The organism is Halomonas sp. IOP_31 (assembly GCF_021151495.1).
Taxonomy (GTDB): Bacteria; Pseudomonadota; Gammaproteobacteria; order Pseudomonadales; family Halomonadaceae; genus Modicisalibacter; species Modicisalibacter zincidurans.
On sequence record NZ_JAIRBP010000001.1, the window covers coordinates 56,772 to 83,678 of the forward strand.

37 protein-coding genes and 1 tRNA gene are annotated in these 26,907 nt (G+C 61.3%); 13 read left to right on the plus strand and 25 right to left on the minus strand.

What is annotated here, in order from left to right:
* The first annotated feature begins 42 nt into the window (after positions 1–42).
* The 3 genes from K7I12_RS00295 to K7I12_RS00305 all read left to right on the plus strand — a co-directional run bounded on the left by K7I12_RS00295 (position 43) and on the right by K7I12_RS00305 (position 4,442).
* Entirely contained in the window at positions 43–1,542 is a 1,500-nt protein-coding gene (locus tag K7I12_RS00295) for a CoA-acylating methylmalonate-semialdehyde dehydrogenase (protein ID WP_231662556.1), read from the plus strand.
* A gap of 107 nt (positions 1,543–1,649) precedes the next feature.
* Complete coding sequence (locus K7I12_RS00300; RefSeq protein ID WP_231662557.1) at positions 1,650–3,248, plus strand: methyl-accepting chemotaxis protein; 1,599 nt, start codon at positions 1,650–1,652, stop codon at positions 3,246–3,248.
* A gap of 150 nt (positions 3,249–3,398) precedes the next feature.
* Entirely contained in the window at positions 3,399–4,442 is a 1,044-nt protein-coding gene (locus K7I12_RS00305; protein ID WP_031383578.1) for a hypothetical protein, read from the plus strand.
* A gap of 15 nt (positions 4,443–4,457) precedes the next feature.
* Here K7I12_RS00305 and rarD read toward each other — a convergent pair whose 3' ends face one another.
* Complete coding sequence (gene rarD / locus K7I12_RS00310) at positions 4,458–5,366, minus strand: EamA family transporter RarD (RefSeq protein ID WP_231662558.1); 909 nt, start codon at positions 5,364–5,366, stop codon at positions 4,458–4,460.
* A 197-nt stretch (positions 5,367–5,563) separates the two neighbouring features.
* Between rarD and K7I12_RS00315 the strand changes: the two genes are divergently transcribed.
* Together K7I12_RS00315 and K7I12_RS00320 are read left to right on the plus strand one after the other, a co-directional pair.
* Positions 5,564–6,367, plus strand: coding sequence for an amidohydrolase (locus K7I12_RS00315; RefSeq protein WP_031383576.1), 804 nt, complete (start codon positions 5,564–5,566; stop codon positions 6,365–6,367).
* The gene (locus tag K7I12_RS00320) at positions 6,367–7,068 is read left to right on the plus strand and encodes a pseudouridine synthase (RefSeq protein ID WP_231662560.1); all 702 of its coding nucleotides are present in this window, start codon (positions 6,367–6,369) and stop codon (positions 7,066–7,068) included. The genes K7I12_RS00315 and K7I12_RS00320 overlap by 1 nt, the downstream gene beginning before the upstream one ends.
* Positions 7,069–7,244: 176 nt before the next feature.
* On the opposite strand, the gene K7I12_RS00325 is transcribed toward K7I12_RS00320, so the two are convergent.
* The 24 genes from K7I12_RS00325 to K7I12_RS00440 all read right to left on the minus strand — a co-directional run bounded on the left by K7I12_RS00325 (position 7,245) and on the right by K7I12_RS00440 (position 22,293).
* Complete coding sequence (locus K7I12_RS00325; protein ID WP_231662561.1) at positions 7,245–8,828, minus strand: ABC transporter ATP-binding protein; 1,584 nt, start codon at positions 8,826–8,828, stop codon at positions 7,245–7,247.
* Complete coding sequence (locus tag K7I12_RS00330) at positions 8,825–9,943, minus strand: ABC transporter permease (RefSeq protein WP_231662562.1); 1,119 nt, start codon at positions 9,941–9,943, stop codon at positions 8,825–8,827. Before K7I12_RS00330 ends, K7I12_RS00325 begins: the two co-directional genes overlap by 4 nt.
* A gap of 5 nt (positions 9,944–9,948) precedes the next feature.
* Positions 9,949–11,025, minus strand: a complete 1,077-nt coding sequence (locus K7I12_RS00335) for a microcin C ABC transporter permease YejB (RefSeq protein WP_031383572.1) — start codon at positions 11,023–11,025, stop codon at positions 9,949–9,951.
* A 9-nt stretch (positions 11,026–11,034) separates the two neighbouring features.
* A complete protein-coding gene (locus tag K7I12_RS00340; protein WP_231662563.1) occupies positions 11,035–12,870 on the minus strand; it encodes an extracellular solute-binding protein in 1,836 nt (611 codons plus the stop codon).
* 288 nt (positions 12,871–13,158) lie between these two features.
* The gene (locus K7I12_RS00345) at positions 13,159–13,344 is read right to left on the minus strand and encodes a helix-turn-helix transcriptional regulator (RefSeq protein ID WP_231662565.1); all 186 of its coding nucleotides are present in this window, start codon (positions 13,342–13,344) and stop codon (positions 13,159–13,161) included.
* 61 nt (positions 13,345–13,405) lie between these two features.
* Entirely contained in the window at positions 13,406–13,855 is a 450-nt protein-coding gene (locus tag K7I12_RS00350) for a hypothetical protein (RefSeq protein WP_231662566.1), read from the minus strand.
* A gap of 292 nt (positions 13,856–14,147) precedes the next feature.
* Complete coding sequence (locus K7I12_RS00355) at positions 14,148–14,324, minus strand: hypothetical protein (RefSeq protein ID WP_231662567.1); 177 nt, start codon at positions 14,322–14,324, stop codon at positions 14,148–14,150.
* Positions 14,321–14,476 (minus strand): hypothetical protein, encoded by a 156-nt coding sequence (locus K7I12_RS00360; protein WP_231662568.1) that lies wholly within the window; start codon positions 14,474–14,476, stop codon positions 14,321–14,323. Before K7I12_RS00360 ends, K7I12_RS00355 begins: the two co-directional genes overlap by 4 nt.
* A complete protein-coding gene (locus K7I12_RS00365; RefSeq protein ID WP_231662569.1) occupies positions 14,469–14,747 on the minus strand; it encodes a hypothetical protein in 279 nt (92 codons plus the stop codon). The genes K7I12_RS00360 and K7I12_RS00365 overlap by 8 nt, the downstream gene beginning before the upstream one ends.
* Positions 14,744–15,253 carry a hypothetical protein gene (locus K7I12_RS00370; RefSeq protein ID WP_231662570.1) on the minus strand — a complete coding sequence of 170 codons (510 nt, stop codon included), beginning with the start codon at positions 15,251–15,253 and terminating at the stop codon, positions 14,744–14,746. The genes K7I12_RS00365 and K7I12_RS00370 overlap by 4 nt, the downstream gene beginning before the upstream one ends.
* Before the next feature lie 9 nt (positions 15,254–15,262).
* On the minus strand, positions 15,263–15,649 hold the full coding sequence (locus K7I12_RS00375) for a hypothetical protein (RefSeq protein ID WP_231662571.1): 387 nt from the start codon (positions 15,647–15,649) through the stop codon (positions 15,263–15,265).
* An 89-nt stretch (positions 15,650–15,738) separates the two neighbouring features.
* Positions 15,739–16,062, minus strand: coding sequence for a hypothetical protein (locus K7I12_RS00380; RefSeq protein ID WP_231662572.1), 324 nt, complete (start codon positions 16,060–16,062; stop codon positions 15,739–15,741).
* On the minus strand, positions 16,043–16,921 hold the full coding sequence (locus tag K7I12_RS00385; protein WP_231662573.1) for a hypothetical protein: 879 nt from the start codon (positions 16,919–16,921) through the stop codon (positions 16,043–16,045). Before K7I12_RS00385 ends, K7I12_RS00380 begins: the two co-directional genes overlap by 20 nt.
* A gap of 8 nt (positions 16,922–16,929) precedes the next feature.
* Positions 16,930–17,745: a PD-(D/E)XK nuclease-like domain-containing protein gene (locus tag K7I12_RS00390; RefSeq protein ID WP_231662574.1), complete on the minus strand. Its 816-nt coding sequence runs from the start codon at positions 17,743–17,745 to the stop codon at positions 16,930–16,932.
* Positions 17,746–17,804: 59 nt separating this feature from the next.
* Positions 17,805–18,002 carry a hypothetical protein gene (locus tag K7I12_RS00395; RefSeq protein ID WP_231662575.1) on the minus strand — a complete coding sequence of 66 codons (198 nt, stop codon included), beginning with the start codon at positions 18,000–18,002 and terminating at the stop codon, positions 17,805–17,807.
* Entirely contained in the window at positions 17,999–18,235 is a 237-nt protein-coding gene (locus K7I12_RS00400; protein ID WP_231662576.1) for a hypothetical protein, read from the minus strand. Before K7I12_RS00400 ends, K7I12_RS00395 begins: the two co-directional genes overlap by 4 nt.
* On the minus strand, positions 18,232–18,429 hold the full coding sequence (locus tag K7I12_RS00405; RefSeq protein ID WP_231662577.1) for a hypothetical protein: 198 nt from the start codon (positions 18,427–18,429) through the stop codon (positions 18,232–18,234). The genes K7I12_RS00400 and K7I12_RS00405 overlap by 4 nt, the downstream gene beginning before the upstream one ends.
* Before the next feature lie 117 nt (positions 18,430–18,546).
* Positions 18,547–18,786 carry a hypothetical protein gene (locus tag K7I12_RS00410; RefSeq protein WP_231662578.1) on the minus strand — a complete coding sequence of 80 codons (240 nt, stop codon included), beginning with the start codon at positions 18,784–18,786 and terminating at the stop codon, positions 18,547–18,549.
* 144 nt (positions 18,787–18,930) lie between these two features.
* Entirely contained in the window at positions 18,931–19,071 is a 141-nt protein-coding gene (locus K7I12_RS00415) for a hypothetical protein (RefSeq protein WP_231662579.1), read from the minus strand.
* Positions 19,072–19,499: 428 nt separating this feature from the next.
* A tRNA-OTHER gene (locus tag K7I12_RS00420) sits at positions 19,500–19,590 on the minus strand.
* Between the two features lie 552 nt (positions 19,591–20,142).
* Positions 20,143–20,334 (minus strand): hypothetical protein, encoded by a 192-nt coding sequence (locus tag K7I12_RS00425; protein WP_231662580.1) that lies wholly within the window; start codon positions 20,332–20,334, stop codon positions 20,143–20,145.
* Positions 20,334–20,537 (minus strand): hypothetical protein, encoded by a 204-nt coding sequence (locus tag K7I12_RS00430; protein ID WP_231662581.1) that lies wholly within the window; start codon positions 20,535–20,537, stop codon positions 20,334–20,336. Before K7I12_RS00430 ends, K7I12_RS00425 begins: the two co-directional genes overlap by 1 nt.
* 595 nt (positions 20,538–21,132) lie before the next feature.
* Positions 21,133–21,510 (minus strand): hypothetical protein, encoded by a 378-nt coding sequence (locus K7I12_RS00435; protein WP_231662582.1) that lies wholly within the window; start codon positions 21,508–21,510, stop codon positions 21,133–21,135.
* A gap of 57 nt (positions 21,511–21,567) precedes the next feature.
* On the minus strand, positions 21,568–22,293 hold the full coding sequence (locus tag K7I12_RS00440; protein ID WP_331460566.1) for a LexA family protein: 726 nt from the start codon (positions 22,291–22,293) through the stop codon (positions 21,568–21,570).
* A 31-nt stretch (positions 22,294–22,324) separates the two neighbouring features.
* On the opposite strand from K7I12_RS00440, the gene K7I12_RS00445 reads away from it, so the two are divergent.
* From K7I12_RS00445 to K7I12_RS00480, 8 genes are all read left to right on the plus strand, one after another.
* Positions 22,325–22,537, plus strand: coding sequence for a transcriptional regulator (locus tag K7I12_RS00445; protein ID WP_231662584.1), 213 nt, complete (start codon positions 22,325–22,327; stop codon positions 22,535–22,537).
* 57 nt (positions 22,538–22,594) lie between these two features.
* Positions 22,595–22,924, plus strand: a complete 330-nt coding sequence (locus tag K7I12_RS00450; protein ID WP_231662585.1) for a hypothetical protein — start codon at positions 22,595–22,597, stop codon at positions 22,922–22,924.
* A gap of 19 nt (positions 22,925–22,943) precedes the next feature.
* Positions 22,944–23,135: a hypothetical protein gene (locus K7I12_RS00455; RefSeq protein WP_231662586.1), complete on the plus strand. Its 192-nt coding sequence runs from the start codon at positions 22,944–22,946 to the stop codon at positions 23,133–23,135.
* A gap of 140 nt (positions 23,136–23,275) precedes the next feature.
* Positions 23,276–24,007 (plus strand): KilA-N domain-containing protein, encoded by a 732-nt coding sequence (locus K7I12_RS00460; RefSeq protein ID WP_231662587.1) that lies wholly within the window; start codon positions 23,276–23,278, stop codon positions 24,005–24,007.
* Between the two features lies 1 nt (position 24,008).
* Positions 24,009–24,899, plus strand: a complete 891-nt coding sequence (locus K7I12_RS00465; RefSeq protein WP_231662588.1) for a helix-turn-helix domain-containing protein — start codon at positions 24,009–24,011, stop codon at positions 24,897–24,899.
* Positions 24,899–25,630 carry a hypothetical protein gene (locus K7I12_RS00470; RefSeq protein WP_231662590.1) on the plus strand — a complete coding sequence of 244 codons (732 nt, stop codon included), beginning with the start codon at positions 24,899–24,901 and terminating at the stop codon, positions 25,628–25,630. Before K7I12_RS00465 ends, K7I12_RS00470 begins: the two co-directional genes overlap by 1 nt.
* Positions 25,627–25,869 (plus strand): hypothetical protein, encoded by a 243-nt coding sequence (locus K7I12_RS00475; protein WP_231662591.1) that lies wholly within the window; start codon positions 25,627–25,629, stop codon positions 25,867–25,869. The genes K7I12_RS00470 and K7I12_RS00475 overlap by 4 nt, the downstream gene beginning before the upstream one ends.
* Positions 25,866–26,639: a phosphoadenosine phosphosulfate reductase domain-containing protein gene (locus tag K7I12_RS00480; RefSeq protein ID WP_231662593.1), complete on the plus strand. Its 774-nt coding sequence runs from the start codon at positions 25,866–25,868 to the stop codon at positions 26,637–26,639. The genes K7I12_RS00475 and K7I12_RS00480 overlap by 4 nt, the downstream gene beginning before the upstream one ends.
* Positions 26,640–26,907 lie beyond the last annotated feature (268 nt).

Sequence of the window (26,907 nt, forward strand, 5' to 3'; positions counted from 1 at the left end):
GTGCCCGACCGGGTGATCCGGAACAATCAGCAAGGAGTCTTCATGGAATTCATTCATCATCTGATCGACGGCGAGCCGAGCGATGCCCCGGGCGCGACGCTTGAGGTGACCAATCCCTCGACCGGTGCGGTGGTGCGGCGGGTCGCCAATGCCGATGCCGCGACCGTCGAGCGGGCGGTCGCGGCGGCGCAGGCCGCTTACCCGGCTTGGCGCGATACGCCGCCGGCCAGGCGCGCCCAGGTCATGTTTCGTTTCAAGCAGTTGCTCGAGGACAACGCCGAGCGGCTGACCCATCTGATCAGCGAGGAGCACGGCAAGACCTTCGAGGACGCCGGTGGCGAGCTGCGCCGCGGCATCGAAAACGTCGAGTACGCCTGCGGCGTACCCGAACTGCTCAAGGGCGACTATTCGCACAATGCCGGTCCGGCGATCGACGCCTGGTCGAATTTCCAGCCGTTGGGCGTGGTAGCGGGGATCACGCCGTTCAATTTTCCGGCGATGGTGCCGCTGTGGATGTACCCGATGGCCATCGCCTGCGGCAACACCTTCATTCTCAAGCCTTCCGAGCGCGATCCCGGTTCGGCACTGGCGATCGCCGAGCTGCTCCAGGAGGCCGGGCTGCCCAGGGGCATCATCAACGTGGTTCACGGCGGCCGCGAGGCGGTCGATGCATTGATCGAATCGCCCCATGTCAAGGCGCTGTCGTTCGTCGGTTCGACCCCGATTGCCGAATCGATCTATGGCCGCGGTAGCGCCAACGGCAAGCGCGTCCAGGCCCTAGGCGGGGCCAAGAATCACGCCGTGGTGCTGCCCGACGCCGATCTCGAGAACGCCGCGAACACCCTGATGGGCGCTGCCTACGGTAGCTGTGGCGAGCGCTGCATGGCCATCTCGGTGGCGGTCTGCGTGGGCGACGAGACGGCGGATCGGCTGGTCGAGTCGATGCTGCCCAAGATCGCCGCGCTGAAGATCGGCCCGGGAACCGACAAGGGGCTCGACATGGGGCCGTTGGTCACCGGCGCGCACCGCGACAAGGTGCTGGGCTTCATCGAGGAGGGCGTATCCAGCGGCGCCGAGCTGGTGGCCGACGGACGGGGGCTGACCGTGCCCGGTTACGAGAACGGCTTTTTCCTGGGCGGCTGCCTGTTCGATCGGGTAAAACCGACGATGCGCATCTATCGCGAGGAGATCTTCGGCCCGGTGTTATGCGTGGTGCGTGTCGCCAGTCTCGACGAGGCCATCCGACTGATCAACGAACACGAGTACGGCAACGGCACCTGCCTGTTCACCCGCGACGGCGAGGCGGCGCGGCGTTTCGCCGACAGCATCGAGGTGGGCATGGTCGGCATCAACGTGCCGCTGCCGGTGCCGGTGGCCTACCATAGCTTCGGTGGCTGGAAGCGTTCGCTGTTCGGCGACCTGCATGCCTACGGTCCCGATTCGGTGCGCTTCTATACTCGTCGCAAGGCGGTATCCCAGCGCTGGCCTTCGGCCTTCGAAACCACCCAGGCCGAATTCAACTTTCCCTCCGGTGGTCACTGACGGATCCATGCCGTACTCCTCGACGATAGTCTCTCAGGCCAAAGTTCATATCAGGCATCGCCTCGCCAGGCCGATATTCGGCTTAGAAACCGCCGGGGAGTCCGCTGATGCGTATCGTGAATCTGGGCCTGCTGGGGGCCTTGCTGGGCGCCGCCGTTGTCGCCAGTCTATGGCTTGAAGCGCCATGGGTGTCGTATCTGACCACCTTGCTGGGGTTGTTGGCCGGTCTTTCATTCGATCGTTTCGCGCGGATCTACGCTGCCGATCCCGAGGAGCTCGATGTCATGAGCCAGCGTGGGCTGCCGGCATCGGGGCGCGATTACCTGTCGCTGCGAAAGATGGCTCAACGACTCGTCAAGCGCGCCGGCAGGACGGCCATTGCCTCCGCCGAGGTGTCGCATCACGCTGACCGCCTCGACTGGCGGCTCACCGAACAGGAAACCATCGTCAGCGAGGCGGTGGCGAGCATGGCGGCGATCACCACGACCATCGAAACCGTTTCGGCCAGCGCCAGCCAGCTCGCCGCTCAGGCGAGCGCCTCGCAATCCGCCAACCAGAGCAACCGCCAGGCGCTCGACGGCGTCATCGGCGAGATGACCCTGCTGGCCAGCCGCTCGGACGAGGCCCTGGACTTGCTCGAGTCGCTTGCCGGCAAGACCCATCGCGTCCGTGACGTGACCGGAATGATCGAGGAGATCGCCGAGCAGACCAACCTGCTGTCGCTCAATGCCTCGATCGAGGCGGCACGTGCCGGCGAGCATGGGCGTGGCTTTGCGGTGGTGGCCGGTGAAGTGCGCGAGCTTTCGCAGCGTACCGCGGAGGCGACCCGGCAGGTCGAATCGCTGGTCGACGAGATCGGCGACAGCAGTAACCGGGTCGTCGAGACGATCGGCCATCTGATGCGTCGGGTAGGCGACAGCGCCAGCGAGATCGAAGCGGTGGGCGGGCATCTTTCCGCCATGACCGAGGATTTCGACAGCGTCGAAAGCCAGCTCGCCGAGATCGCCGGCTCGATGCAACAGACCCGCGGACATAGCCAGCAAGTCTCGCAGACGCTGATCACACTCAAATCGCACGTCGATGATGGCCTGGGCGATATGCATGACCTCGCCGAGCAGGCTCGCGCCCTGATGGACGCCGCGGAAGCGGTGGATGGCGAACTTGCCCAGCAGCGTCTGGCCAGCCGCCATCAGCAGGTCTTCGGCGAGGCAAGACGCGCCGCCGACCGGATCGCGGCGTTGCTCGAGCAGGCCATCAAGCGAGGCGAACTGCGTGAAGAAGTGCTGTTCGACGCTAAATATACCGTTATCTCAAATACCCGACCACCTCTCTACAGAACGGGCTACGACACATACACCGATAGTCACCTGCCCAAGATCCAGGAGCCGCTACTCGAAGCCCTGCAGGCCAGTTACGCGATCGCCTGCGATCAGCGCGGATACGTTCCCACCCATAACCGCCATGTCAGCAAGCCGCCAAGCGGCGACTATGAGACCGACCTGAAATACAGCCGCAGCAAGCGGATCTTCGATGATCCCACCGGCAGCCGCTGTGGCTCGCATACCCGCGCCTTGCTGGTACAGACCTACAAGCGCGACACCGGCGAGGTGATGCACGACCTGTCCGTGCCCATTCACGTCAATGGTCGTCATTGGGGCGGCTTCCGTGTCGGCTACCAGCCCGAGAGCGTCGCAACCACGCGCTGAGCAGAACGCGCTGTTGCTAAAGAAGTCGACGCGCTTGCCGTTATCCTCTTTACCAGCTGTAACCATGATCCCATCAAAAAATGGGGCCGGGCCGAGACGCCATAGAGCGGTCGTTCGCCACGGTCTCGTCCGTACGCAGGAGTGCATTCAATGACCACAGTGGCCATGGCCTCGTCGGGGCTTCTGCAGGCGTCACTACTCGGTCAGGCGGTATCGGACGAGCTGGCACTGCCGCAGCTCAAGGCAGAGCTGGAGGCTGCTTGTCAGGTGATGGTCAGCCCGTTGCAGCGTCTCTATCTGGGCAACACGGCCCCGCGCGCAGCGGTCCCGGGTCTTACCGCCGATACGCTGGTCGAGCGCATGACGCAGCCGCTGGAAGCCTTGCATGGCTGGGCGCTCGAGCCACGCATGATGCCGAGCCCGGGCGCCGGGACAGCCGGGCTAAGCGATTTCTGGCACCTGGTGCTGATGACGCATAGCCTGGACGAACTGGCGGGACGCACGCCGCCTCTGAGGTTGCTGCATCTGCTGGGCATCGCCAGGGTCAGAGCGCGCCTCGAGCAGCACGTCGGCCTGGCCAATGTACTGCCCACCTACCTGATCCCCCGACCTGCCGAGCATGGGCTGAGTGTCACCGAGATAGCCGCACTGTGCAGCTTGAAGTTGTCGACCGTGCGCAACGCCGTATCGCGTCGCGAAATGCCTTTCTCCAAGCAGTTCGGTGTAGGGTTCGATGACGCGCTGGACTGGATGGTCCAGCGCAGCGGCTTTCTCTATCCGCACATCAACGCCGCGACACGGGAGCGCAGGATCAACGGTCGCCTGGCGGCGGAATGGCTTGCCGCCAGCGATAGCGTGGTGCTGGAACGCTCGGTGAGTCGTCTGCGACTGTCGATCTGGCAACTCGCCGATAGCCGTCAACGGATCGCTCTCAATACCGAGGGTGTGCGTAGCTGCGTCGTGCTGTTGCCCGGCGTGGATAGTGCCCAGTTGGCGGGGTTGGGTCTGGAAGCGCTCGACGACCGCAGCATGGACCCCGCCGCGGCCATGCATCGCGAAGCACTGGCGCTGCAAGCCGGAGAGACGCTGTGGCAATGCCAGGTGCCGACGATGGCCGTGCTCGGCACGCTGATCGAGCGCTTGCGTCTATCCGAATCGAAGGTGAGGCTGGTCAGCGAAGCTTCGCTCGGTTGAGCCCGCCGGTGGCGTTCATGCGATCCGTTCGCGTGGGTGTTGTTGCCAGGCGGAGTAGGAGTAAATCGCCAGGCTAATCCAGATCAGCACGAAAGTGGCCAGTTGGATCGGCGAGAGGGGCTCGCGGAAGATCAGCAATGCAATGAAGAACTGAATCGTGGGGTTCAGATACATCAGAAAGCCGAGGGTGGCCAGGCGCAACCGCCTTGCGGCCCCGGCGAACGCCATCAGCGGCAGCGCCGTTATCACGCCGCTGGCGATGAGCAGCAGCGTGGTCTGGCCATCGCCCTGCATGAAGTGCGATTGGCCGCTAGCGCTCAACCAGGCGATGGCCAGCAGGCCCAGCGGGAACAGCAATAGCGTCTCGACGAACAGCCCTGACAATCCGTCCAGCGGAACCTGCTTGCGCAGCAGCCCGTAAGTGCCGAAGGACGTCGCCAGTACCAGCGTGATCCAGGGCAGGCTCCCCAGCAGTGCGAGCTGAATGCCGATCGCCACCGCCGCGAGGGCCACGGCGACACCCTGCAGTGGCGACATGCGCTCCTTGAGAAAGCCCACGCCCAGCGCCACGTTGATCAGCGGGGTGAGAAAATATCCCAGGCTTGCCTGAAAGACCTGGCGACTTTCGACGGCATAGATATAAATGCCCCAATTGAGCCCGATCAGCACCGCACACGCCAGTACCCGCCCCAACCGACGCGGCTCGGCCAATGCCGCTCGAATCGGCGTCCAGCGCCTGAGCAGACTCACCAGACCGACCAGGAATACGCAGGACCACAGCACGCGATGAATGAGTATTTCCCAGGCGGGAATGCCTTCGAACAGGGCGAAGAACAGCGGAAAGCTGCCCCACATCAGATAGGCGCAGAGGCCGAAAAACACCCCTTGGGTAGCTTCCTTGTCGGGCTGGACGGGCAGGCTCATGACTTTTCCTGGTGCAGTTGGCCATCAAGGACGACATGCGCCGCGTGTCGTCGCGCCCTGGTTGGGCCGTGGCTCAGCGTGAAGCGGGCGCTAATGTTAGCATGCCCAAGCCTCTGGCGGCTGCACCTTGCCAGTCCCTCGGTTAGGCTAATGGTCATCACCAACAGGGCGGCTTGTAGCCGCGACAGGAGGACACCATGAGCGAGCTACGCACGACCCTCGTCCAACCGGATCTGCGCTGGGAGGATCCCGAAGCCAACTGCCACTTGCTGGAAGAGCAGCTTGGCGACCTGGGACAGGCCCAGACCGACCTGGTCGTGCTGCCGGAGATGTTCGCCACCGGCTTCACCATGAATTCCCGCGAAATGGCCGAACCGATGGAGGACAGTCGAAGCGTCGCGTGGATGCGCCGACAGGCGATGCAGCGTGGCTGCGTGGTGACCGGCAGTGTGGCGATAGTCGCCGAAGGCGAGTATTACAATCGCATGATCTGGGCCACACCCGACGGCGAACTGGCCTATTACGACAAGCGCCACCTGTTTCGCATGGCCGGTGAACATGAGCGTTACGGCATGGGCGATCAGCGGGTCATCGTCGAGCTCAATGGCTTTCGTCTGTTGCTGACGGTCTGCTATGACTTGCGCTTCCCGGTCTGGCTGCGCCAACAGCCTCGCGGGGGCGCGCACTTCGAGTACGATGCGCTGCTGTGCGTGGCCAACTGGCCGGCACCGCGTCGCCAGGCGTGGCGTATCCTGCTGCAAGCCAGAGCGGTAGAGAATCTGAGTTACGTGATCGGCGTCAACCGTGTCGGTGAAGACGCCAAGAAGCTGGCCTACGCCGGCGATTCGATGCTCGTCGACTTCAAGGGCGAGTCGCTGATCGATGAGCGTCGCGATCAACCTTTCATTCACACCGGTGTGCTCGACAGCGACGCACTGGCCCAGTTCCGCGAAAAGTTTCCCGCCTGGATGGATGCCGATCGCTTCACGTTGGAGATGTAATGCGCCTCGACAAGTTTCTCTGCGAGACCACGGACCTGACCCGCAGCCTGGCCAAGAAGGCGCTTCACCGGGGCGAGGTGAATGTCGATGGCGAAGTGATCAGGAATCCCGCCGTGCATGTCGGCGAGGGCAGCGCCGTCGATTGGCTGGGAAAGCGATTGGCCCCGTTCGGCTTGCGCTACCTGATGATGAACAAGCCGCTCGGGGTCGAATGCACCACGCGAGCGGGACGCTACCAGACGGTGCTCGAGTTGATCGACCTGCCCAAGGTCGAGCGATTGCATCCGGTGGGGCGGCTGGATGTCGACACCACGGGGCTGGTTCTGCTGAGCGATGACGGTCAATGGTCGCATCGCGTGACATCGCCGCGAACCCGATGCCCCAAGGTGTATCTGGCCAGCTTGGCCGAGCCCCTGCAAGATAGCATGCTGGAAACCGCGATCGCCGCCTTCGCAGAAGGGCTGTTGCTGGATGGCGAACAGCAGCCGACCCACCCGGCGCGGCTTGAAGCGCTTTCACCCGAGCGTTTCCGCATCACCGTGACCGATGGAAAATACCACCAGGTGCGGCGCATGTTCGCCGCGATCGGCAACCGCATCGAGACGTTGCATCGTGAATCGATAGGCCCCTTGGTGCTGGATCCGGACCTCGAACCGGGAGAATGCCGCATGCTGAGGGATGAAGAGATTGCCGCCTTCTAACTATTTATACCGTTATCTTATATTGATTGATTGCAACCTTGATACATAGCCAGTTGGTCAAGAATTACAAGAACATCCTAAACTCGGCTGAGGCGGCATAGTCAACCCGGCCAGCCAATTGTTCAGGGCCAACTTCTTTAAGAACAACACGCTCCGGGACAACACGGCGTCGCCGTTCATTCGCCCAAGGCTGCGGCTTTCAGCAAGTTACGCGTGTAATCGCTCGTCGGACGACGCAGAACCTGCTCGCAGTCGCCGTATTCGATCACCTCGCCGTTCTTCATGACCAGCACGCGATGGGCCATGGCCCTGACGACCGCCAGGTCATGGCTGATGAAGACGTAGCTCAATCCGCGGCGAGCCTGAAGCTCGCGAAGCAGCGTGATCAATTGCTTCTGTACGGTACGATCGAGTGCCGACGTCGGCTCGTCGAGTATCAGCAGTTCGGGCTCGAGGATGATCGCCCGGGCAATGGCGATACGCTGGCGTTGTCCGCCCGAGAATTCATGCGGATAGCGTGATGCCACATCTTCCGGCAGACCGACTTCCCGCAAGCTGACGGCGACGCGCTCGCTGACCGTCTGCTCGGTGAGCTGTGGGTTATGAAAGCGCAGTCCCTCGCTGATGATTTCTCTCACCGGCATGCGCGGGGAAAGCGAACCATAGGGATCCTGAAAGACGATCTGCATGTTTCGGCGTTGCTTGCGCAGGCGATTGCCGGTGAGGGTATCCAGGCGCGTTTCGCCGAGCGTGACCCGGCCGGTGGCCCGGTTGAGGCGCAGCAGCGCCAGACCCAACGTGGTCTTGCCCGACCCCGACTCGCCGACGATGCCCAGCGTTTCGCCGCGGGCCAGGCTCAGATCGAGCGGCTGTAGCGCAACGAACGGCGCCCGGCGGCGGGCGAACAAACGCCGCGATCGGGGGAAAGCGACCGAAAGACGGCGAGCCGTGAGAAGCGTGTCTTGCGTCTGACAAGGAGCAGGGCGTCCCTCGGGCTCGGCGGCCAGCAATAGCCGTGTGTATTCGCTGCTCGGCCGCTCGAACACCTCATGGACCTCTCCGCTTTCCTGCTCGCGTCCCCGGTAGAGCACGCAGACGCGATCGGCATGACGACGCACCAGATTAAGGTCATGAGTGATGAACAGCATGGCCATTGCGTGGCGCTGCTGGAGATCGCGCAATAGCTGCAGTATCTCCTGCTGAACGGTGACATCGAGGGCGGTGGTGGGCTCGTCGGCAATCAGCAGGCGTGGACGATTGGCGATAGCGATGGCGATCATGACCCGCTGCCGCTGTCCGCCGGAGAGTTGGTGGGGCCAGGCGTCGAGGAGCTCATCGGGGCGTGGCAGGCGCACCTGCTCGAGGAGCTCGCGGGCCTTTTGCCGCGCCGTACCCTTGGTGATGTCACTATGCAGGCGTAGCGCTTCGCCGAGCTGCTTGCCGATCGTGTGCAAGGGGTTCAACGAAGTCATCGGTTCCTGGAAGATGAATCCCACCTGATTGCCACGCAGTTGATGCCATTGGCGTGCATCGAGTTCCGACAGGTCGCGACCCGCCAGTTCACGGCTTCCTTCGATCCGTGCATTGCCGGGAAGCAGCCCCATCGCCCCCAGGGCAGTGACCGACTTTCCCGAGCCCGATTCGCCGACCAGCGCCAGGGTTTCCCCGGCGCGTACGCTCAACGTGAGTTGTTCGACGACCTGTAGTGCATCGAAGGCGATGGAGAAATTCTTCAGGGACAACACGCTGTCGCCGCTCATCGGCTGGCCTCCGTGCTGTCGATGTGGCGCCTTTGACCATGCGTGGCGGAACTCGCCTGGATGGCGCCGCTCGAGGCCTGGATATGCCGGGGATCGAAGGCATCGCGCAAGCCCTCGCCGATGAACACCAGCAACGACAGCATCAGGCTCAGCGTGACGAAGGCGGTGATGCCCAGCCAGGGCGCCTGAAGGTTGTTCTTGCCCTGGGCCACCAGTTCGCCGAGCGACGGCGAGCCGGGCGGCAGGCCGAAGCCGAGGAAATCCAGCGCGGTCAAGGTGGTGATCGCCCCGGTGAACAGGAAAGGGATGAAGGTCAAGGTGGCGACCATTGCGTTGGGCAGCACATGACGCCACATGATGAGCCGCGAAGGCAGACCCATGGCGCGTGCGGCGCGCACGTATTCGAGGTTGCGCGCCCGCAGGAATTCGGCGCGCACGATATCCACCAGCCCCAGCCACGAGAACAGCAGCATGATGCCCAGCAACCACCAGATGTTGGGCTCGACCAGGCTGGCGAGGATGATCAGCAGGAACAGCACCGGCAGCCCCGACCAGATTTCGGAAAGGCGCTGGCCGACCAGGTCGACCTTGCCGCCGAAGTAACCCTGAATGCCGCCGAAGGTCACGCCGAGAATCAGCGAGCCACCGGTCAGGGCCAGCGCGAACAGCACCGAGAGCCGAAAACCGTAGATCACTCTGGCGAGCACGTCCCGGCCCTGATCGTCGGTTCCCAGCCAATGGCGCAGATCGGGGGGCGAAGGAGCCGGCTGGCCGAGTTGCCGATCGAGGGTGTCGTAGGAAAAGGGAATCGGCGGCCACAGCATCCAGCCATTTTCGTTGATTTCCTCCTGGACGAATTCATCGCGATAGTCGGTCGTGGTCGGCAGAAAGCCGCCGAACTCGGTCTCCGGGTAATCCACCAGCAAGGGCACGTACCAACCATCCAGATAATGCACGACCAGCGGCTTGTCGTTCGCGATCAGCTCGGCGCAAAGGCTGAGCATGAATAGAACGGCAAACGTCCACAGCGACCAGCGTGCCCGAGGGTTGCCGCGAAATACCGCCAGCCGTCGCCGCATGATCGGCGACACACGCATCCGCTTGTTCTGTGCCATTGACGTCATGCTTCCCGAGTATCGAAGTCGATGCGTGGATCGACCCACACGTAGGTCAGATCGGAGATCAGCTTGAGTATCAGGCCGATCAGGGTATACAGATAGAGCGTGCCGAAGATCACCGGATAGTCGCGCTGCATCACCGCCTCGAAGCCCAGCAGGCCCAGGCCGTTGAGCGAGAAGATCACTTCGATGAGCAGCGAGCCGGTGAAGAAGATACCCACCAGCGCGGCCGGTAGCCCGGCGATGATCAGCAGCATGGCGTTGCGGAACACATGCCCGTAGAGGACGCCGCGATCGCTGGCTCCCTTGGCGCGTGCGGTCAGCACGTACTGCTTGTGAATCTCGTCCAGGAAGCTGTTCTTGGTCAGCATGGTCAGCGTCGCGAAGCTGCCGATCGCCGTGGCGATCACCGGCAGGGTGATATGCCACAGGTAATCGCCGACCTTGGCCAGCGGTGAAAGCTCGTCGAAGTTGGCCGAGGTCAGCCCGCGCAGCGGGAAGAGGTCGAAATAGCTGCCGCCGGCGAACAGCACGATCAGGAGTATGGCGAACAGGAAGCCGGGAATCGCATAGCCGACGATGACCAGCCCCGATGTCCATACGTCGAAGCGGGACCCGTGGTGGAGCGCCTTGCGAATGCCCATCGGGATCGAGATCAGATAGACCAGCAAGGTACTCCAGAGCCCCAGCGAGATCGATACCGGCAGGCGTTCGAGTATCAGATCGACGACCGGGCGACCGCGAAAGAAGCTATCGCCGAAATCGAAAGTGGCGTAATCGCCGATCATCCCCAGGAATCGCTGATAGGGCGGCTCATCGAAACCGAACTGCTCTTCGAGCTGGGCGATGAATCGCGGGTCGACGCCGCGCGAGCCGCGCGAAGCCTGCGTACCACTGGACGGATCGCCGCCACCGCCGTCGAGTCGCGTGCTGGAATTGCTGTCGAGTCCCTGATAACGGGCGATGATCTGATCGATGGGGCCGCCCGGAGCGGCCTGGACGATGACGAAATTGAGCAGCATGATTCCCAGCAGCGTGGGGACCATTAACAGCATGCGTCGGAGAATATAAGCCGCCACGAGTGCCTATCACCCCCCGCCGTTCTGACGTTGATTGATCGTCTTGGCGCGTTGCGGATCGACCCACCAGGCATCGAGATCGAGCGTGTACTGGGGGAAGGGCTGGGGATAGCCGAACTTGTCCCATACCGCGATGCGCGTGCCGTCGAGATGAAACTGGGGGATCACGTAAAAGCCCCAGCGCAGCACCCGATCGAGCGCCTTGGCCGCGGTATCCAGCGCCTGGCGGGAATCGGCGCGGATCAGCGACTCGACCAGCGCATCGATGACGGGATCCTTCAAGCCGATCAGATTGCGACTCTGAGGCTGATCGGCATACGCCGTCGTCCAGTACTCGCGCTGTTCGTTGCCCGGATTGGCCGATTGCGGAAAGCTGCCCACGATCATGTCGTAATCGAAATTGCGCAGCCGATTGAGATACTGATTGACGTCGACGGTGCGAATCCGTCCCTGGATCCCGATCCGCTCCAGATTCTGCAGCAAGGGCTGGACGATGCGCTCGAACTGCGTGTCGTAGAGGAGAACCTCGAACGTGAAGGGTTGCCCGGTCTTGCGATCGACCAACTGCCCCTTCTGGACCTCATAGCCTGCATCACGCAGCAGGCCCAGGGCCTTGCGTAGTCGCGGGCGCAACTCTTCCGGTTGCTCGATTGGCAGCGGCTCGTCGAAAAGCCGCTCGGGAAGTTGTTCGCGGTAGGGCTCGAGCAGTGCGAGCTCGGCATCGCCGGGCAGGCCGCCAGCGGCCATGTCCGAGCCTTCGAAATAACTTCGAGTGCGCTCATAGGCGCCATAGAAGAGCTGCTCATTGAGCCAGGGAAAGTAGAAAGCCAGGTTGATGGCCTCGCGAACCCGCACGTCCTGGAACTTGTCGCGCCGCAGGTTCATGACGTAAGCCTGCATGCCGGCGGGCTGACCATCGGTGACCAGCATCTTCTCGACGAAGCCGTCGGCGACGGCCGGAAAGTCGTAGGCGGTGGCCCAGTTGCGCGCACTGGATTCGATGCGCATATCGACGTTGCCGGCCTTGAAGGCTTCCAGCGCCACGGACTGGTCGCGATAATAGTCGAAGACCAGCCGGTCGATGTTATAACGGCCGCGATTGACCGGTAGATCCTTTCCCCAGTAGTCGTCGACGCGTTGATAGACGATGCGCTGACCGGGAACGACTTCGGCAATACGATAAGGCCCCGAGCCGAGCAGCTTGTCGAGGGTCGGGGCGGTGAAATCGCGTGTTGCCCAGTAATCCTTGGGCAACACGGGCAATTGCCCGAGGATCAACGGCAACTCACGGGAATTTTCGGCGGCGAACTCGAAGCGCACGGTGTCCTCGTCGAGGGCCTGGGCCGAGGTGACATCGGCGTAATAGCCGGCATAGAAAGGCTGGCCCTCGTCGCGCAGCAGGCGGAAGCTGAACACCACGTCATCGGCCGTGACCGGCGTGCCATCGTTAAAGCGCGCGGCGGGGTCGATATCGAATTCCATCCAGCGGCGCTCGGGATCGAGACGAATGCCCGAGGCCAGCAACCCGTACATCGAAAAGGGCTCGTCGGGATTGCTGGCCATCAGCGTATCGTAGATGGCCATAAGGCCGCTGGCCGGTGTGCCCTTGATGATGAACGGGTTGGTCGAGTCGAAGCTGCCCTGCGCGGCGCGGACCAGCTCGCCGCCCTTCGGGGCATCGGGATTGACGTAGGGGAAGTACTTGAAATCGGCCGGCAGCGCAGGCTTGCCGTAGAGCGCCAGGCCACGGACCGTCGGCACCTGGGCGGCGTCGGCGGCCAAGGCCGCCCCGGGGAGCGTCAACACGGCGGCCGCCAGCAGCGCAGCCAGGCGATTGCGTAACATCGACGAGATCCTTCTGATCGCGCGACTGGCGCGCCTTGCTGGTAATGAACCGCTGTTCATGATCGGCTTGTGCCACCGATTAGCGGAGTGAAACGCATTGTTGAGTGACGCACTTCAACTTAGTTTGCCAGATACAGTGTCAGGCGATGCATCATAAAGTAATCCATAAACTCAATAAGTTAATGGCTTTTCCAAATTCTGGGTGTCCGTTTGGGGGCACGTTAGCAAGCCAATGAACCCCGAAGCACCGCCTCCGCTGCCCAGTAATGCCATGCTGTACACGGTCATTCAAGCGCAGTCGCGATCAAGGTATCGATCTAGCGTTGAGCGTCGATAACCTTTGCGCCCAGGGCTGATCTGTATCGGCTTGACCAGTGTACGTTCCTTGGCATGTAGGCGCCAGAGCGTCACCTGACTGATGTGCAGGTAGTCGGCCGATTCGGCCAGGGACAAAATAGGATCGTGGTTGATCATCTGGGTTACCTCTCAAACTTGCCGATCGGGCAAAAAGAAACCGCCTCGAGGGCGGTAGTTGTCACTTGGGCTTCTTGTTGCGTCTGGCAAGAGCCCATTCCTTCGATACGGTGCTTTTCCCGCTGACCATGTCTTCCGGTAGCAGCGCCTCGCTGCAATGAGGGCAGCAGGGCACAGTCGAGCGCTTCCGCCACTCTTCATCCATGGCCTTGGCTGCACGAGATCGCAGAGAAAAAGTCTCTGCCTGCTCAAGGTCGGCTCGGCGCCGCTTCAGTCGCTTCGTTTCGCCATCCCAGAACTCGACCAATCCCTTGAAGGCATCGAACGGCTCGACATCACTCTCGCAGTCCTCGCAATAGATGCGCCGCTCTTTGTCGTCATACACCATCTGCCGGTGCTTGCAGATTGATGGTGGCCGCTTCGACTGGCCTCTGGCAATCCGCAGCTCGCCAATATCGACGACCTTCACGCCAAAGGAGTAATCACGAGGCTCGATTGGCACGTCACTCATCGCTTCGATCTCCTCTGCGCCGGCTTCATCGCCGCTTTAGCCGGCCCCCATCCGTACTTATAGCGCCGCGTGTTGTACGCCGAATCGCTGATGCCGTTCTCGCGAGCGACGTTGAGCCAGTAGCCCCATGACTGACGTTTAGGCGCATGCCTCGCCATTGCCTCAGTGGGTGTCGGCATGATTCGCATCACGATCCTCCCGCCTGAAACAGGCATCACATATCGGCAGACCTGCGCCGGCTGAGTACAAGATCCACCCGAGATGTTTTTCGCACTCGAGGCAGACCAGTTCGTCATAATCGGTCATCTATACCTCGCATCATCACTACCTTCCGATGCAGCTCATTGTTCTCTGCCTCCAGATACCCATTGCGCCTCTCCGACGACGCTAGTTGCGCCTTGAGCGTGCTGATAGCCTGCCGAGCTTCGCGCAGCTCTACGCCGACTTGCGCTTCGTTTTGTGGTGTCATGCCGCACCTCGTTTCAGATCCTCGATGACCTGAGCCAGCCGCCAGTTTTCTTCGGCTAACTCCGCATTGTTCTCCTGGGCTTCCTCAAGCCTGCGCACCAACTGCTCCCACGCCTCGTCCTCTTCCCGCGTGACTTCGATGTCGTCATGCATGGCCTGTCTCCTTCTTCTCTTTCACCACCATGCGCTGGCCGTAATAGGCCACCTTCTGCGCGTTGCGCAGCGGCGTATCGCCTGGCTTCCCCGCCTCGACGCGATCCATTCCCATGCGCCACAGCGCCTTGAAGGCATTGCCCTCGGCGAACGTGAACTGGAAATGCTCGATCAGGTCTTCACATTCGGCCTTGTAGGGGTCGAGCCGCTTTGGCTCTGAGATGGTGGCGACCCAGTAGTCGTTATCGCCACCTGATGATTGGCCGCTCATACGCCCTCCTTAATACCGAGGTATTTGCGCCACGGCACTTTCGCGCCATCGACCAGGAAGCCCCACGCGCCGCGATGCTTGCCAGAGATGAACAGCGTGTAGACGCCGCCCGGGCTGACCGTGTGGATGCGGTGGAACTGGCCGAAACCGATGCGGGCGGTATCGCCAGCGCCGCGCTTGACCAGCGTCTTGAATTGCTTGGGCGTTTCCTCGAAGTAGTAGCCCTTGAGGATGATCGTCCGGGCATTCCAGGGGTGATCGTGCAGGTGGCGATCGTCGTCGGGTTGCTGAATGTGGTGGACGCGGATTGAGATCGGGCACCAGTGGTGCTTGGGCTGTCGTGTCTCGTAGTTGTAGGGATTGAACAGCCACCAGCGGTCCATGTAGACGAGGTCATCTTTCACGATGGCGAAATAAGGTGTGCGCTGAGAGCGGGCGATCAATCGCTGGGCGATGGGTGGCCAGGCAAGCAATCGCGCCAGTATCTTCCAAATCAGGTTTCGCATGCCGTCACCTCAGTATTTCTTGCCGCCGGCAGCGGCTCGGTTTTCGGGTTTGTGATCGGCGCGCTGGGCGTTGTATTCGAGCTTCTCCAACATCGCGCCGATAACGTCGTATTCGGCACGGCCGGCAAGGTCGAAAATCCTGATCACCGCATCGGCAAGCTCAACCTCGACCATCTCGCGGTGGGGCAGCTTGTCATCCATCAGCCCCTTGCGGTGGCCTTCCATGGCCTCGCTGATCTCGGAGTGAATCAGGCACAGCTTTTGCGCGAAGCGCTCGGGGGTGATCTGATGAAGCGCGCCCGTTTCGGGGTCGTGCCACCAGCCCGCGCGGAATGACTGGGTGTAGCAGAGCGCTGCCAGGTCATGGCAGGCCTGGATCTCAGCGTTTTTAAGCATGCGCTTTCTCATCGTGTCCTCCAGAATCGAAAAACCCCGCCGACTGGCAGGGAATGAATGGCCTCTGGGCCATGGGATGTGGTTACTCGCTAAAACGGGATCTCGGAGTCCATACCTTGATCCCAGCCGTTCTGTTGCTGGGGTGGTTGCTGTTGCGGCTGCTGCTGTGGTGGCGCTTGTCGTTGCTGCCCTCCCTGGCCGTTCTGATCGGGCTTGAAGCAAGAAACGAGCAGGCTGTCGCGGTTATCCGGATTGGGTATGCCGGCAGGGTTGAACCAGCGATGCAGGATAACGAACTCGCCACCATCGTCGCTTTTCATCAGCGCGCCAATATTCTGCCAGCGGGCCTTTTCCTCGCCGTTGACGGTGTAGGTGCCGGTCTTTACAACGAGATCACGCAGTTTCTGTGGCATTAGTCTGGTCCTGTGATTGAGCGGCTGTCATCGCCGCATTGAGGTCTTGCGCGTTGCCGCCTTCATGGCTGCGCATCGTGAAGAAGTCGGACGCCTGCGCTTGGCCATTCTTGATGCTGTTGTAGATGGCCTGGAGGTTGGCGATGTCCTCCGGCAGACTGTCGTCCAGGCTCTTTCCGAGATGGGCGGATAGGTGGGTCGCCTTGACGCCGAACTTGCCGAACGCTTCAACCATGCGGCGCACTCGGTCAGCGACGGGCTCCTTGCTCGACCCGGCCAGGGTGTTGCGGCACTGCTGGACGGCAGCATCCACGAGGTCGGGCGGCAGGATGGCCAGAAGCCGCGCCCGCAGCCGGCGACCGCCCATGTTCGCGGTGATCTCGTAGATGTCCCGCTCCTCCGTGAGTGCCTGGCCACCGCCGCGCTTGTCGCGGATATGGCGCACCGTGAACTTCTGGCTGCTGTAGGTGTTTGTTTCGACGTCCCAGGCGTAAGCTTCCATCTCGCTGTTGCCTTCCTGGCGGGAAAGCTCGCGGATGCCGTAGTCGATATTGCCCCAGCACCGGGCCAGCTCCTCGGCGAGCCGGATAGACGGCCCGCTGACCTTCTGCCCGCCGCGCGGGTAGGCGTACTCGCCCACGGCTGCCAGTGATGGGCGCTGGCAGCTAATCATGATCTTGCTGTAGGCCAGCGCCTCGTCGCGCGGGAATTGCTTGGCCAGTAGCAGCTTGCCTTGCGCTTCGGTAACCGCTCGGCTCTGCTCGATGTGGATCGTGCCGGCATTGGCGTGCGACGCCATCCGGGCCACCTCCTGACCGGCGAAAGGGTTGCTTGGTTCGTGCTGTACTTGCTGATTCATGGTGGCTCCTATTCCGCCCAGGGCGGCAGTGAAAGGGTCTCGATGCCCGGCCAGACGCCGCTATCCATGCACTCGGCGTAGGTCTGCATATCGCGATGCGCGGCGAAGCGCCCGGCATCCTTGGCAGCTTGGTCGAGCGTGAACAGCCGTACCGGGTAGCGCCCGCATTCGATGCTCGTGCTGACCACGAGGAACAGAAACGCCTTGATCGGCGTCCCGAAATGCTGGGCGTAGCCGTCGCTGTAGAAAGCGTCCTGGACGTGGTAGCGGTACTCGTAGACGGACTTGGCAAACTTGCTCATGTCTGCCGTGGTCTTGACGTCCAGAAGCCAGCCCATATCGGGCAGCGCCTTGTCGGGCCGGCAGCGGCAAAGCTGATTCGTCATTGAGTCGCGCCAATAGATGCTGGCCTCGACGTCGCCCTCCGACTCGACCAGCCAACGGGCGTGCGGGTGCGCCATCACGCTCTCGCGGATCAGCTTCACCTTCCGGCCTTCCGCATGCGTCAGCACCGTCTTGTCGCCCAGGCACTCCTCGAAGTTGGCCCACTTTGACTTGCCTTCCTTGGTGTTCTTGGGTGCGTCCGGCCCTATCGCGTACTCAGCGTCGAACCGGTGCGGCTCCAGGATCAGCGCATGGCAGGCATCACCCACGTTGAGCGCCGTCTTCTTCTCGTCGTCTTCGGGAGCGGTGCGGGACCACTGGAGTAGTGCGGGGGATTTGTGGAGCAGGTCTAGCTGGGATTTTGAAACTGCCGAGCTGGCGTGGTATCGCTCATTGTCCAGATCGCGATAGTAGCCCGGCTCGATTATCTCGGGCTGCATTGTGTATACTCCTCATTCGAAACTCTGCGTTTCCGCCCCTGCTCTGACCCAGGGCGTTTTTATTCGCCGCGTGCTTTGGCGTAGGCCTCGCGCTCTTCGGGGCTGTCGATTGTCATCGTGAAGCCGCAACACTTCGGCCAACCGTGCTGTAGCGATCCAGCCGCATCGGTTCGCTGAGAACGTCCGCAAACCGCGCACCAGACCATCCCGCGCTGTAGGCTCGGATGGCTATTCGCTGCCTTTTCGTAGAAGCTCATGCCGCCTCCCTCGCCCACTTCTCTGCCAGCTTCTTCACGACATCGTTCTCGCCCAGGTAGCTCAGCAGGTCGTGTAGCTCGTCGCGTTGTTCGTCGTCGGCCATCCAGTCGGCGAATGCCGTTGCCGCGCCCTCGTCGCCATCCTTGAGCGCTTCCAGGGGCGTGACGGGACGGTCGCTGTCGAACTGCGGCCAGTAGTGCGTTGTGTTTGAGTAGTCGATAGCTGTATTCACGCCGCCACCTCCTGCTTTGTATTCTCTTCTAGCGCCTCTCGCGTATCCGCGAAGAGCCAGAATCCACTTGAACCGCCCTTGCACTGAATGGTTATTCGGCGGCGGCAATAAGTGGATCCATCCTCAAGCGCGCAATCCTCAATCTTGCCAAGCGTCACGTTCTCTACGTGATGTAAGCTCATTTCGGTCAGCATTTCTTTTCTCCTTCCGCGCTCTGCTCACTCTCACCCATCCGTCATAAACGAGCGGATTTGGCGGGCATGGCAGATAGCGGATCTCTGATTTATCGGGGGATTCGTAAAAGGCCCACCTCACTGGATCTTCCACAACTGCAATCGGGGCTCTTTCACCCCGTTGCGCCTTGCGACGTACTCGGATTCTCGACGCGCATTGAGTGCGTCCTGCACGCTCAGCGGCTTGTCGTCATCGTCTTGCCGACTGACCGGGCTGCGCTTCCAGACCGGTGACTGGCCGTGCTTGCGTATCAGGTCCGCCACGCGGGTGGACTCATGCACAAGCTCGGTTACCTGACCTCGGTGAATGGCGATCATACGGACCTCCTGACTGACTGGATTAAAGCGACGGGCAGGCCGCACCGGTCGGCGAACGCCTTGGCTGACTTGCGGCTGGCGAATAGCCCGAGATCGGGGCGGGGAACGATTCTTCCCTGGTAGGATTCGCGCAAAATGAACCGGCTAGACATCCCACACCTCCTGCGTATTGCGCTCCAGCTCCCGCCGCTCGCGCAGCTTCTCGATGTCGATGCGGCGGCGGTAATAGCTGGCGGCGAGACGATCTTTGGCGACGCGTTCTTCATGCTTGGAAATTGGCTGCATACGGCCTCCTTGTTGTTGATCTTCGGGATAGCCACTGGCGACAGTGGGCGAGCGGTTACTCGCCGCAGTACGCTGCGGATCGCGGAATGTTTGTCTCAACGAGCGTGGTAGAAACACTCGTTCCGTATACGTTGCTTTTTCGCCAGTCGTATTTTGTAATTTTGTAGGGGCGGCTTACTCCGCCTGATGCCGGCTTCAGCTTGGATACGAACTCGTTTGCATCGCGCAATCTTTCAAACCAGTCAGTATCAATTAGGTGTGATTCGTCTGGCCCGTGGTCCACGCACCACATTATTTTCGGTGGCGCCCTGCGCCTCATTACTTCGCCTGCTTCGTTTATGTATAAGGAACTCATTCCACCCCCCCCTTTGTCATCCATCTAACGCCTCACCGAAGCGGTAGGCGCCTTGTCGTTGTGATGAATCATCTGGAAGGGCTGAGTGGAATCGAACCACCGCCCCGGGTCTTGCGATTGCCGCGCTGCTCCAGCGTATCGACAACTATCCCGAGTTCAGCCCTTCCAGATACCCACTCTCTCGAATGGGCGCCGGATCTCGCTCCGGCGGGCGCCTTCTCAACCGCTGCGATGGCAGTCGATCCGGTGTCGTCTTCACATTTGGGCAGCGGGCTTCCCTGTTCGCCTGGCTCAATCGCATTGCCTGGCGGTCATCGGGCTATTACGACGCCGGGAGTGCAGCCCTGTGCCCTAGCTGGTAGTGGCACGCCCGGCGAAGATGGGGTGGTCGGCCAATGGCCGTTACGTCAATTCATCGCTGCCTCCGCTGTCTGAATCCGGCTTTGTCTAGTCGGCGGGCCGGTGTCGCCTTGTGATCTACGGCTCGCGGCGCGTCATCGGTTGCCCTGATACGTCGGTCGCCTTAGTGCATCGGGATAACGACTGCCGGGACTTGAACCCGGGGCTCCACCTGTCTTGTTCGCCCAGGTGATCAAGCTGGGCGCCGCCCGTGTCGCTCCTGGCCGCTAAGCTGTTCGCTCAAGGCGGCAGCGCAGGGTCGCGCTCCTGCCAGTCGCTATCCCGCTGACCACCGATACGCTCGATGGCCAGCGTTGTTACTTGCGCTTCCTTTTCTTCTTTTTCTTCTTTTTCCCCGGCATCTTTCGGGTGTACCCGGCGCCGCGCAGCTTGGTGACGCGAACCTCATCGGCACCGGCGTTGAACATGCGGTCTGCTGTTTGCCCCATGACGTCCGTGGTGACTGCCTCGACATCTCCTATTGGCAAGCCCTCTCGATACGGCTGCATTACTCTTCCTCCTTGGCTTCAAGTTGAGCCCGAACCAGCGCGTCTTTGGCCTCAAGGAGCTTGCGAAGCCCGGCGCTCTTTTCCGCGCAATCGGGCAACTGGGCATCCATTGATTCAGCCAGCTCGCCAATCGGCTTGCTTACCACTTGCAGGCGCTCTGGCAGGTGCTGGTAGGCAAAGAATTTCATGATCGGTGACGGCATTGCTTTCTCCTCTCTGTTTGCATCCATCAACACCCTCGAAAAGGCGCTGATGGATGACGCCCCGCCGTGCAGGGCGTCGGAATTCGTTTCTCTCCCGTGACGCTGGACTGGCGCCGACTCAAGACAAGGTTTTCTGTCCCCTGCCCTGGCCTACGCTCCACCTCGATTAGGAGCGCCCGGAACGGTTGCACGACTGGTGCATTGCCGCCTGCTACCGGATGGCGTCACGGGTACTGCGTCGAATTTTGAAAGAGCCTGCTGTTGCCCGGTCAGCATCCGGCGGCCTGTGAGGGCCGGGTGTTGCGTCGTTCTGGTATTGAATATAGGGATACCTATAAAACCTGTCAACAGGAATGCCTATATTTTTATCGGGAGCGGGAGATTTTTTTACAGGCAGGCAATAAAAAACCCGCCGGGCGGCGGGTCGTGGAGGGTGCTGAGCTAGATCAGCGACACATATCGAAGCTGGGGATGACCCAGTCGGCAACGGTGAATATCAGAACGGAGTGAACCTCGTTCGCGCCGCAGTAGCGGGTGGTGGGGATGCCGAACCCGAGAATGACAGCGGCGCCGAGGGCAATGTGCCAGGTGCGCATCAGTCGCAGCCGGCAATGCCGCAGTTGGTGATGCCCGAATAAGGGTTGCCGCTGGAGTCGGTGCCGTTGTGGTAGGTGCTGCCGCCGATCTGGGTAGACGTGCCGCGCCAGGTGTCGCCGCTGGCACTGCGCCCATTGTGATAGGTGGTGTTGCCGATGCGCTGGCTCGTCTGGTTCCAGCGCGAGCCGGTGCGGCTGTTGCTGCCATTGATGTACGTCTGATTGCCGATCTGCTGCACGCTGTAGCTGTTGCCCGACTGGGCGTCGTAGCAATTTTTGATGCTGCCGCTGCCGTAACAGTCGGCCTGAGCGGTGGTAGCGAGCAGGGCGGCCAGGCAGGCGCCCGCGCCGAGGGTGGTGATCCGCTTGATTGTCATTGTCGGTTCCCTTTTGCGTATTGCCCGCCATGCGGCAGGTCGTTTCAGTCTAGCAACTCAGCGCTGCCTCAGCTCCATCTGGGCCATCACCACACCCTGGACGCGGCAGTTGCCGTTGATGGTGACGTAGGGGTCTTTCCAGGCCGGGTTGCGCGCCTTGAGCATCCGGCCCACGCCGGGCTCCTCGAGGTATTGCTTGAACGTCGCCTCGCCGGTTTCGGTCATGATGGCGATGACGTCATCGCCGGACTCAGCCGGCACGTCCGGATCGACGAAGATGATGCGGCCGGGCGGGTACTTGTCGAGCATGCTCTCGCCGACAACCTTGAGCGCGTAGGTGTTGGGCCCGCAGTTCGGCGGCCTCGGGTACCAGTTGGTGCTCTCGGGGTCGAGATCGACGAAGCAGATCTCAGTGAAGCTTCCGGCCTGCACCCACGAGATCTCGGGCACCTGGCTCAGCATGGCAGGCCCGGGCGCCACCTCGCCCGAGGTGTAGGTGGCGATTGGCTCTTGCAGCTCAATCATCTCCCCTTTGCCGGTCGCCAGCCAATCGGTACTCACATTGCAGGCGCGCGCAATCTGGACAAGATACGCGCTCGATCGCGACGCCCCCTTCTCCAGGTCTGAAATCGTGGCCTGCTTGACCCCGACCATTCGGCCCAATTCCGTCTGAGTGAGGCCTGCGCTTTTACGGGCGCGCTTAACCCGGTCTCCGATGCTCATAGCTTCGGAAGATATAGGCGCGCCTTTATCGTTGCAAAAAGGAGTTCCTGTAGCTAGCATATAGGCATTCCTATTTGATCAGGCCTTACCTATGGACACGCCTATTTCCCGACTCATCAAGCACTTCGGCACCCAGGAGGAAACAGCCCTCCGCCTGGGCGTGAAGCAGGGGACTGTGTCCGGTTGGTCTACCGGCCGGCACGGCATCTCAGAAGTGCATGCCTTGAAGGCCGAGCGTTTGACTGATGGCGCCATCACCGCGGTCGAGCTTTGCCCTCGACTCGCCAAGGTGGAAGCCGCCTAACCCCATTGCCTGCCTGTGAAGGCCGCGGACCAGCAAAACCAGAAGAAGGAAGTACCCATGCTGTCACGCATTGCCGAAGGCGACAGACGCTGCAAGCCGGAGGAAGAACGGCTGGACAACGTGATCAAGACCCGATTCAGGGACGCGGAATTCCTCGCGTTCGAGCAGATGGCCGACCTGCGCCACGAAGGAAAAGTGGCCTGTGCCGTGCGCGAATGCGCCCTGATCGGGATGGAGATCGTGAACATGAAGCAGGACGTTCTGCTGGCCCGACTGGCGGAAGGTCGCGGCTTGCAGGATGCCCAGGACGACATGATCGAGACGCTCATGGCGCACCTCGTTGAGAAACGCATCACCGACAGGATGATGCAACGACTGACGGCTTAGAAGGCCCGAGGAGTCCCTGATGGACAGATCAGCATTGAGTCGCACTTTTCGTCGCATGACACCGCGCGGGCAGATGTACGTCCGCCAAATGGCCGAGGCCCAGGGCGTGAGCGTCGAGGATGTGGTGCTTGACGAGATGCTTGGAGTGGCAGGCCCATTGAAGGACCAGCTGTACAGCTTGAAAAGGAAATCAGCGCTTCGAGCAGTGTGAGGGAGGGCGGGGCTTCGGCTCCGTTTCCTATGAAAAACAAGGCCCTCGCAGTCCAATTGCTGAGAGGCAAACATGAAAAAGCCCCGCAGGTTGTGGCGACCAGGGCGGGGCTTATCACAGAACTTACGTGAGGTACTGATATGAAGAATACCGCACTGACACAGAATAGCCAACCTGGTGTAAGCATTGCCGGCATCAAGGTTCGGCAAGACGGTGAAGGGCGGTTCTGCCTGAACGACCTGCATAAGGCTTCTGGCGGAATGGCGAAGCATCGCCCCACCTTCTGGATGATGAACGATCAGACCGCATCTCTGATCGATGAGCTTAAAGATGATGTTGGGAATCCCACATCAATCGTTCGCGGCCGCGGAAAGGCTCAGGGCACCTACGTTTGCAAAGAGCTGGTCTACGCCTACGCGATGTGGATCAGCGCCCGCTTTCATCTCGACGTTATCCGTGCCTATGACGCTTTGGTCACCGGTCAGGTTGAGATGGCTGAAGGCCGATCGGCTCGAGCTGCTGCGCGCCTCGAAGCCCCGTTCATGACGGATGCCGTTAAGCATCAGCGTTCTGCGCAGGGAAAGGCTGTCAGCCATTACCACTTCAGCAATGAATTTGACCTGATCAACCGTATCGCGCTCGGCATGAGCGCCAAGCAATACCGTGCCGAACACGGCATGGCTGCCAACGATCCCGTTCGTGACTCTCTCACGCCCTGTGAGATCAAGTGCATCGAACACCTTCAGCGCGTCAACGCCAGCCTGATCGATATCGGCATGGCCTATGAAGAGCGAAAAGCCCGCCTGAATCAAATCTACATCCAGCGTCATGCTTCGAAGCTATTCGCTGAAGTGCAAAGGCTGGAGGCCTGACATGAGCATGTTGCTGATGGCTAGGGCGTTCGGCATCCATGTTGGCAATGCTAGCAGGAAGCTGGTGTTGCTCAAGCTGGCCGATAACGCCAACGACAAGGGTGAGTGCTGGCCGAGCTACCAGCATATTGCCGATCAGTGCGAGATCAGCAAGCGCACTGCCATGAATCATATCGATGCGCTGAGCGAGTCTGGACTGATACGTAAGACGTCTCGGAAAGGACCGAAGGGGAATTCCACCAACCTGTATATCGTCACCTTATGGGGTGAAGAATCTGCACCACCCCCTAGTGAAGCTCCTTCACCAGGTAGTGCAGCAGATTCACCAGGTAGTGTAAATGCTGCACCACCCCCTAGTGCAAATGCTGCACCCGGAATCAGTCACTCTTTTGAATCTGTCAGTGAACCCCCCAGTGAACCCGTTGCGTCAGGGGCAGAGCCCCAAGCGCTGACGCTGGATGGCGGCTCAGCGAACGATGCTGACGACGAACTGGCGAAGATCCCCGCAGACCTGCCAGGCCCCAAGGATCCGAAGGCGAAAACCTTCCGGCCCTGGGCGAACTACGCCGTTGCCTACCGCCAGCGCTACGGCGTGTATCCGATCTGGAATCAACGTGTGGCCGGTCAGCTCAGCCAGCTGGTTGACCGCGTGGGTAAGGATCTCGCGCCGGCCGTGGCCGTGTACTACCTGCGAATCAACTCCCAGTTCTACGTAGCCAAGGGCCATGGCGTCGGCCTGCTGCTGCAGGACTGCGAGGCGATCGCGACCCAGATGCAGACCGGCAGCCAGATGACGACTACCCGAGCCCGCCAGATGGATGGGTCGCAAGCCAACTTGAGCGCAGTGGATGAGGCCAAGGCCATGCTGCGCGCTTCCTGGGGAGACGAGTGATGCCGCTGACCAGTCGAGACGCTGAACAGCTGCTCGAGCAGCTCTACGCCACCGCCGAAGTCCTGGGCAGTGAGATCAAGCCTGCCGCGGCGAACCTGATGATTCGCGATCTTCGCGGGTACGACCGCCACGAGGTCGAACAATCTCTCGCTCGGTGCCGGTCTGAGCTCAGTGGGCGCCTGACGCTGGCGGCCATCCTCGAGCGCATCCCGAGCGCGAATGCCTTCCTGTCTGCGAATGAGGCCTGGGCGCTTGCTCTCTCAGGCCAGGACGAGATGGAAACGATCGTCTGGACGAAGGAGGTGGCCAGCGCGATGGGTGTCGCCCAGCCGGTCCTTGATACCGGTGACAAGGTCGGCGCCCGCATGGCCTTCATCGGAGCCTACGAGCGCGAAGTGGCTGCCGCCAAGGCGGAAGGCCGAAAGCCCCAGTACGAGGTATCGCTGGGATACAGTCCGGAGCGTCGCCAAGAAGCGATTGATCAAGGAGTCAAGAAGGGATTGCTTGAAGCGCCCAAGGTTGAGCATCTATTGCCAGCCCCCAAGGGGTTTGACGAGGGCGCGACTGACGACCCGGAAGAAATGGAGCGACGGCAAGCCAATATCCAGCATCTGCGAAACATACTGAATGACATGGGCGAGGAAGATAAGCAGCAAAAAGATGAGCGTCAAGCGAGAATTGAGACGCGCCGCCAAGAGCTGCTTGCTCAAGCCGAGGAGAAGTCATCATGACCCACACAACGAACTGCCGCCGCCGCTCATCGTTCACCGATGACGCTGCGCACGCATTGCGCATGGCAGAGGAGCGCGCCGAGATCGCCGGACGTCGCTACGGTATTTTCTCCGCTGGCCTGGGCCGCTACCGCGTCGCTCGTGTTGCCGGCAATCCGGCTGGGGCGCTGGAGATCGTGACGCCGTCGTGGAGCTACGACGCGGAATATCGCGCACAGAAAGCAGGGGAGGCGGCATGACCTATCAAATCAGCTTCAGCGGCGGCATGGGTAGCGCTGTGAGCGCCCTTGTGGCTCTGGAAAACGACCTCGACTTCAACCTGATCTTCGCCGACACGTTGATCGAAGACGAAGACCTCTACCGCTTCAACGATGACGTTGCCAGGGCGTGCGGCAAGGAAATCATTCACCTCACCGATGGGCGCACGCCCTGGGACGTTTACGCCGAGAAGCGCTGGATCGGCAACACGCGAACGGCTCACTGCTCAACTGAACTGAAATCCAAACCGGTACGCGCCTGGCTTGGCGAGCATGCCGCGCCGAGCGATCCGCTTGTGCTGGGCATGGACATGTCGGAGCTGGACCGTATCGAGCGAGCGCAAAAGCATTGGGCTCCACGCCCGGTCGTGTCACTACTCAACCGCTACCAGATATGGCGCCCTCAATACGACGAGATTCTGGCTCGTTACGGCATTCGGAAGCCGCGCCTATACAGCCAGGGCTACGAACACAACAACTGCGGTGGATTCTGCTGCAAGGCGGGCCTCGTCCAGTTTGAGCGCCTATACCGCACCAATCCCAAGCGCTTCGCTTTCCATGAAGCCGAGATGGATCGCGTGCTGGCAGAGATCGGGCCAACAGCCCGTCCCTTTCTGCGTCAAGTCCAGAGCGGAGTTACGTACTACCTCACTCTGCGCGAATTCCGCGAACAACTGCAAGACGGAACGATGGAGCTGCCCATGTTCAGCGAGGCTGGCTGCGGTTGTTTTACCGATGAGGAGGCCGCATGACCACCATCCGCAATCTGTTCTGGCCTGCCGCCTGCCTGATTCTCAGCGCGGCCCTATTGCTGGTCGCCGCCGGCTTCCATTGGATTGCTACCGGGGGTGCGTCATGAGCTCCGTCATCACCATCGCGCTGGCAACGTCCATGCTCCTGATCGCCTGGTTCGGCGGGGTGGGTGGGCTATGACCCAACTTCGCCGCGGCCACGGCCGTCACTACTGCATGGGCTGCAACCGCTGGAAGGGCGAACAGCAGATGATCGACATCGATCCAG